This window comes from Psychrobacter sp. ENNN9_III (assembly GCF_001462175.1).
Taxonomy (GTDB): domain Bacteria; phylum Pseudomonadota; class Gammaproteobacteria; order Pseudomonadales; family Moraxellaceae; genus Psychrobacter.
The window spans coordinates 1-7,062 of sequence record NZ_LNUO01000149.1 but is presented as its reverse complement, the minus strand read 5'-3'; the positions used below and the strand labels follow the sequence as shown (position 1 = coordinate 7,062).

At 42.0% G+C, this 7,062-nt stretch carries 6 protein-coding genes; 3 read left to right on the top strand and 3 right to left on the bottom strand.

Going from position 1 to position 7,062, the window contains the following annotated elements:
- Positions 1–198: 198 nt before the first annotated feature.
- The 3 genes from PENNN9_RS09290 to nadR form a co-directional block, all read right to left on the bottom strand.
- The gene (locus tag PENNN9_RS09290; protein ID WP_058369419.1) at positions 199–639 is read right to left on the bottom strand and encodes a DUF962 domain-containing protein; all 441 of its coding nucleotides are present in this window, start codon (positions 637–639) and stop codon (positions 199–201) included.
- Positions 640–801: 162 nt separating this feature from the next.
- Entirely contained in the window at positions 802–1,545 is a 744-nt protein-coding gene (gene pnuC / locus PENNN9_RS09285) for a nicotinamide riboside transporter PnuC (protein ID WP_058369418.1), read from the bottom strand.
- An 81-nt stretch (positions 1,546–1,626) separates the two neighbouring features.
- Entirely contained in the window at positions 1,627–2,676 is a 1,050-nt protein-coding gene (gene nadR / locus PENNN9_RS09280) for a multifunctional transcriptional regulator/nicotinamide-nucleotide adenylyltransferase/ribosylnicotinamide kinase NadR (protein ID WP_058369417.1), read from the bottom strand.
- A gap of 584 nt (positions 2,677–3,260) precedes the next feature.
- Here nadR and PENNN9_RS09275 point away from each other — a divergent pair.
- The 3 genes from PENNN9_RS09275 to glyS all read left to right on the top strand — a co-directional run bounded on the left by PENNN9_RS09275 (position 3,261) and on the right by glyS (position 6,990).
- The gene (locus tag PENNN9_RS09275; RefSeq protein ID WP_058369416.1) at positions 3,261–3,473 is read left to right on the top strand and encodes a PspC domain-containing protein; all 213 of its coding nucleotides are present in this window, start codon (positions 3,261–3,263) and stop codon (positions 3,471–3,473) included.
- A 418-nt stretch (positions 3,474–3,891) separates the two neighbouring features.
- Positions 3,892–4,887, top strand: a complete 996-nt coding sequence (gene glyQ / locus PENNN9_RS09270; protein WP_058369415.1) for a glycine--tRNA ligase subunit alpha — start codon at positions 3,892–3,894, stop codon at positions 4,885–4,887.
- Positions 4,888–4,896: 9 nt separating this feature from the next.
- On the top strand, positions 4,897–6,990 hold the full coding sequence (gene glyS / locus PENNN9_RS09265; RefSeq protein WP_058369414.1) for a glycine--tRNA ligase subunit beta: 2,094 nt from the start codon (positions 4,897–4,899) through the stop codon (positions 6,988–6,990).
- Positions 6,991–7,062: the final 72 nt, after the last annotated feature.

Here is a 7,062-nt window from a genome sequence, read left to right as displayed (position 1 = left end):
TCATTTTAAACCTTCTGCCGACTATTAGTTGGGTGGCGCTTTTTTTGGCTGGTATAGATTTTCCTTGCTGTGCCTACGCAGACAGAGACTGCACAAAATTTACCCCAGTAGCATTGTAATTGTTTTATAGGGACACGCTCCAGATTTTATGAGAATGATTGATAACCAATCAATACTATAATAACCGCTATCTGATTGCTAATCACGTTTCATAAGGCTATTAGCTACCCAAGCTGGACCAATTAATAAAAACTGTAAATCTTCAAAAAACGATGGTTTTTTGCCTTCGATTTTGTGACCGATAAACTGTCCAATCCAAGCAACGATGAAAACACCTGCCCAAACCTTAAAGCCCCATGGTAATAAAGTCATCACTGATAGACAAATAAGAATAAAAATTCCCATCGCCATAAATAACGGGGTAGATAAGCGCATATAAAACAATAATACTAAGGCGCTAAGTACCAATGTAAACCAGACCGATAGCGACATTCCCATTCCTAACAGACTAACGAAGATAGTAGGAACGCAAAGCCAATGGATCTTTTTATTGATTAAGTTTTGATGGCTGACGGAATACTCACTCAGCCATTGCTCAAGTGTACGCTTGGACATACCTGTACGATTGATACGCGACATACTAACCTCCTTGTTAGTGTTTAAGCTCTTTTAGTATTTAAGGCTAAGCTGAACCACTAGTTGTAGCACTATTTACGATTATCTACCATATTATCAGCTAGACCATACAGTCATAAGAGCTTATTTTAGCAGATTTATTTTCTATCAAATATTTTTGTTAACCTAGACTTCTAAGGAAGTTTGCTCACTACGATGCCACTCGTACAAGCCGATGAAGGCGTTAACTTGATAAACCATCGTTTGAATGGCAAAGATATAGTTGCCAGACATTAAGTTTACTATCAACCAGACAAAGTTGACGATAATCCAAAGCCACCAATTAAATGAATAGCGCAGAATCATAGCTGCTTGTGCTGTAATAGACAGCACGAAGGCTAAAACGTTAATCCAAAAGAAAGAAATTATCCCTAAGAACTTGCTGTTATCGTCTTCTACAACAGCATAGCCATAGCTGGCAAGAATATCATTGACCGTTGGGAATAGTGCTAAACCAACGGCAATAAACGTAGCAGTGATAAGCCAAACCCATTTACTGGCTGACTTAGGTACCATATCACCATCAAGATCAGTATGCTTGGACCAATAAAATAATCCATAAACATGGGTAAAAAAGTTAAATAAAGGTGCCAGCATTAAACCTACTGCACCAGACGTTGCTTGTACTACTACCTCGCCAGCGGTCGCCGCCATACCAAGGCCATTACCCATCACGTTTTTGCGGAAAGATAGTGATACTACACAGACCAAACCGACAAAAGAGACACCCAAATAAAATATATCAAGTGTCGTATGTTCTGTAGTGAGCCAAAAACCTATCGATAACGCGATAACGCCGCAAATGAACCAGATGACAATCCATTGCATGGCCCACTTTCCGGTAATGTTGTCCAATAGCTGAATGCGCATAACTTCTTTTCCTAAAAAATATTAGTATCAGCAGAATACTGACAAAAGCAATTTATTATAAATTTGGTATTTTTAAACACATTAATCATGGTTTTTGCCATAAATATATTGATCGATAATGATTAACGCTTGCTGATAGCGGGTGTCATAATCAGGTTCGTCGATCAAATGCGGCGCTATATTGTGACGTGCAAAAATATCGACGAGGCGCTGCTCAAAACGTCCACGCGCTTCAGGCGTACCCAAAGAGCGCATGCCATCATCAACCCATGGCGTGTTGTTATCCAGCATAATGGTATGGTCTAAGCGAAACTCATCAATACAGGCACTGACAAAGGGATGGGTACGTCCTTCATACTCTTCACAAAATGCTTGTGTGGTCACAAAATCTGTATCAACAATAGTGACAGGGGCAGTTGCCACAGCAGCAGCATCTCGGATGGCCTGCGCATGATCAAGCGCAATAGGTCCGTAATCACTATATTGTAGACCAATCTCACTGCCGCCTAAGTCCGTGCCGACATACAAGCGTCCCATCTCTAGTGCAAAACTTGCTCCATAATAGTTAGCAAGTTTATGAACTAAGGTTGTTTTTCCTGAGCTTTCACCGCCGACGATAGCGACCGTCTTTGTATAATCACCGCGCGCTTGTGGATGAATCGCTGACCAATGCGCTATTGGATCATGAGCGATAGCATAAGAGTCAAATTCAGGCTGAAGCGGGGTAGTCGCCACTTTGATCAGTAATTGCTCTTGAATGTCGCTCTGCGCCAATAGATGATTATCCGCGACGAATAAAACGGCCTCTACCGGCAAGTCTAGCGCCTCAATTACACGTTGTAGTTTGGCATTGCTAGCAGGTATATCGATTGTCATATCATCGAAGCTGTCATGTAGTGGTAGCTCAATCTCATGAGTGGTATGAATGTGAATAAATGGCAAATCTGCACAAGCCATCTGGAGCCAACGCGCTTTGTCTTGTAGCGTAATAGTAAAATCTGGGTGCGGTGACGGGTGAGCGGTAATGATGATGTGTAAGGATTTTGCTTGTCCTGCAGCATCCAAAATACTGCGCATCTGCCCTAGGTGTAGCGGTTCAAAGTGTCCAATCATCAAGCCATTATCATACATATTATTTCCTAAAAATTTTTTTAAAAGCGACTTATCAAATTTTTTATTGGGTATTTATCATGTGTTATGTGGCATAGAACTTTATTGAGCATAAACTATATAAACCTTTTTACTTTGATACAGGTACCTTATTGTAAACTACTGCTTGGTTTCTGTGAGTCTATTTAAATGTTTTAATACATCAAATTGTAGGATTATTCAGGGTTAACTGACTATCGTTTTAAATAAGGGTTATCAAAGCAAACTGCCAGTAGAATAAGAGAAAGAAAAGCGCAACAAACTTTATTATGAAACATTTTGAAATAATCTTTTAAAATCAGGTAGTTAGAAGTAGTTCGCGACAGATTAGAGCAAGTTTAAGTAGCATAAATTCACAAATCATACCTATACTACTAACAGATAATAGGCAAATTATTGCTATAATCATTTCAAGTTAAAAAGAATAAGAAACGTGTAAACAAAAATTATTAGAATATTTTTTAAAAGTCGAATTAATAACGATCTAAATTTCTAATAATTGTCCAGATTATAGTATTTTATAATAACAATGTTAATCAGAAATAAATGAAGAAGAGGTATAAGTTTTGGGTAAACTAGCAAAATTACATCGTTCACAAAACAGCCGTATGATTGCTGGTGTGATGGGCGGTATTGCAGAATATGTAGGCTGGTCGCCAACATGGGTACGCCTTCTATTTGTAATAATCTCCACTTTGAGCGCAGCAGTACCGGGTATTTTAATATATATCGTTTTATGGATTGTTATGCCTAAGGCTTCCAATCAGTCTTACCAGTAGTATAGTTTTAACAACAATATTAGCATTAAGTTTAATAACGCAAGATCAACAACTATAAAAAATATCAGCTGATACGAAGCAGCCCACAAAAAGCCTGACCATAACAGGATAGCAGCGATACAATTTTCCTCCTGCCCAGATGTTAACTCATCTGGGTATTTTTTTGTTGTATGGTTTTATATCATATAATGATTATGAAGCTTGTGATTGACTAGATATCCTCCTATTTTTTGACACAACTTACTAGTAAGATAAATTTAGTTGCTGTAAATATGGATAAAATATCCGTTTTTTAGTAAGGTGAGCAGGCAAATAGATATGTAGCAGGATGCGCTACACGAACGATGAGCATAAATGTTTATCAGGTTCGGTCTAACACTCCTAATTCCATAGTGATCTTCTTATGAATTCTCAACCGATGACTTTTCAAGACTTAATATTAACCTTACAGAATTATTGGGCTGACAAAGGCTGCGTGGTATTGCAGCCCTATGATATGGAAGTTGGCGCTGGTACCTTTCATACCGCGACTTTTTTGCGTTCGTTAGGTCCTGAGCGCTGGAACGCCGCTTATGTCCAGCCTTCACGCCGCCCTACCGATGGTCGTTACGGTGATAACCCCAACCGTTTGCAGCATTACTATCAGTTTCAGGTAGTGCTTAAGCCCAACCCACCCAATATACAAGAGTTGTATTTAGACTCATTAAGAGCCATTGGTATTGATCCATTGGTGCACGACGTGCGTTTCGTTGAGGACAATTGGGAGTCACCTACGCTCGGTGCATGGGGTCTTGGTTGGGAGATTTGGCTCAACGGTATGGAAGTGACGCAGTTCACTTATTTTCAGCAAGTTGGCGGCATTGAGTGCTTCCCAGTCACTGGCGAGATTACTTATGGTCTTGAGCGTTTAGCGATGTATGTACAAGGTGTCGATAGCGTCTATGACTTGGTTTGGGCAGATGGTGAATTTGGCCGTGTTACTTATGGCGATGTCTTTCATCAAAATGAAGTTGAGCAGTCTACCTATAACTTTGAGCACGCTGATGTACCGAAGATGGGCGAGTTTTTTGACTTTTATGAAGAGCAGGCAGATAAGCTGGTTGCAGAAGGTTTGCCACTACCAGCCTATGAGATGGTGTTAAAAGCCTCGCATGCTTTTAATTTGCTTGATGCGCGTGGTGCTATTTCAGTGACTGAACGTCAGCGTTTTATCCTACGTGTGCGTACCTTAGCGCGTAAAGTGGCTGTCAGTTATGTCGAAGCACGAGCCAAGCTTGGCTTCCCATTGGCAGATGACGACCATCGCCAAGCAGCTTTAGATAAGTATTTGCCAAAGGATGAAACGGCAACTGAAACTGAAGAGTTAAATAAAAACCAATCAAACGACAGTCATCAAACGACTAATAATAAATAGGAGCATCCCATGAGTACTATTTTATTTGAATTGGGGTGTGAAGAGCTGCCTCCAAAAAGCCTAAAACCGCTACGTGATGCCCTGCAAGCGAGTGTTACTGAACAATTAAATGAAGCAGGCATTAATTTTGATAGCATCAAAGCTTTTGCCGCACCGCGCCGTTTAGCAATAAAGATTGAGGGGATTGCAGATAAGCAACCTGACCGCACTGAGCAAAAGCGTGGCCCAGCGATTAAAGCCGCATTTGATGCCGATGGTAATCCGACGCGTGCCGCAATGGGATTTGCCAAGGGTTTGGGCATTAAAGCCAGCGAGCTTACGACCATTAACACCGATAAAGGTGATTATGTCGGCTATGAGCAGACCATTCATGGTCAAGCGACCACGGAGCTGCTACCTAATATATTTCAAACCGCGCTTGATAACCTACCGATTGCGAAGCGTATGCGTTCAGGTGCAAGCCGTGATGAATTCGTCCGTCCGGTACAATGGGCGGTATTGATGCAAGATGATGCTGTCATTGATGCGACAATTCAGGGGCATCAAACCAGCAGTCAAACCCGCGGTCATCGCTTCCATAGTCCTGATTATCATACCATTGCTCATGCCAATGATTATGAGCAGTTGTTAGACGGCTTGAAAGTTGTCGCTGATTTTGACAAACGTCAAATGCTCATCAAAAACCAAGTCAAAGCATTAGCAGATGAAGTCAATGCCGATGCCATCGTGCCACAAGACTTGCTTGATGAAGTGACGGCGTTGGTTGATTATCCTATTGCATTACGTGCAAGCTTTGAGCCGCGCTTTTTACAAGTGCCACAAGAGGCACTGATCTCCACCATGCAAGCAGATCAAAAGTATTTTTGCTTGACCGATAAGACAGGTAAGCTGCAACCGTACTTTATCTTTATTACCAACATCGAATCAAAAGACCCCAATCAAATCATTGAGGGTAATGAGAAAGTTGTGCGTCCGCGCCTGGCTGATGCTGAGTTTTTCTTTTTACAAGATCAAAAGCAGCCATTGTTTGCGCTGACTGAAAGCTTAAAAACACGTGTATTCCAAGATCAACTCGGTACAATTTGGGTGAAGTCTGAGCGTATTGCCAAGCTTGCCGCGTTTATTGCCGCACTTATGCAGCAACAAGGCGCGAAAATTGATATCGAGGAAACGGTACGTGCGGCGATGTTGGCAAAAGCGGATCTGGCAAGCTCACTGGTTGGTGAGTATCCTGAGTTGCAAGGTATCGCTGGGACTTATTATGCGCGCTTAAATGGCGAACCTGCTGCCGTTGCTGCAAGTTTGGAAGAGCAGTATCTGCCCAAATTTAGTGGTGACGTATTACCGCAGACGCCGATTGGTATTTGCTTAGCACTGGCCGATCGCTTGGATACGCTCGTTGGTATTTTTGCGATAGACCAAGTCCCAACAGGCTCAAAAGATCCGTTTAGCCTGCGCCGCTCTGCTATTGGTATTTTGCGTATTTTAATTGAAAAACAGCTACCGATTAATTTGGTGGCTTTGGTTGAGCAAGCGATTAAAGGCTACAGCACAAGCGATGGCAGCAAAATCGCTAAGATGGGCGATACCTTCACCCAAGTGATGGCGTTTTTAAATTCGCGTTATCGAGCGATGTATACTGAGCAGGGTGTCAGCGTCGATACTATTCAGGCGGTGCAAGCGATCAATCCGCATATGCCGCTGGATTTTGATCAGCGTATTCGCGCGGTACAAGCGTTTAGTGAGTTGCCTCAAGCCTCAATGTTGGCTGATTCAAACAAACGTGTTGCCAATATTTTAGCCAAGTCAGAAGTGACGGTCGCTGATAAAGTAGATGAAGGATTGCTAACTGAAGCTGCTGAGCAAGACTTGTATCAGGCGGTTCAGCAAGCGCAAACGGCTGTAAAACCATTGCTAGAACAGGCTAATTACACACAAGTATTGCAAACGTTGACCAGTTTAGATGAACCGTTGACACAGTTCTTTGATAATGTGATGGTTAATAGTGAAGATGCGGCATTGAAGAACAACCGCTTAGCATTGCTAAAGCAAGTACGAGCGCTATTCTTAACGGTTGCTGATATCAGTGAGTTGCAATTGTAACCCTGTTGTTTAAGCTCTCTTAAGTTGTTTTTGCAAAATAGAGGAACCCGGGGCAGGGGGGGGGGGGGGGGG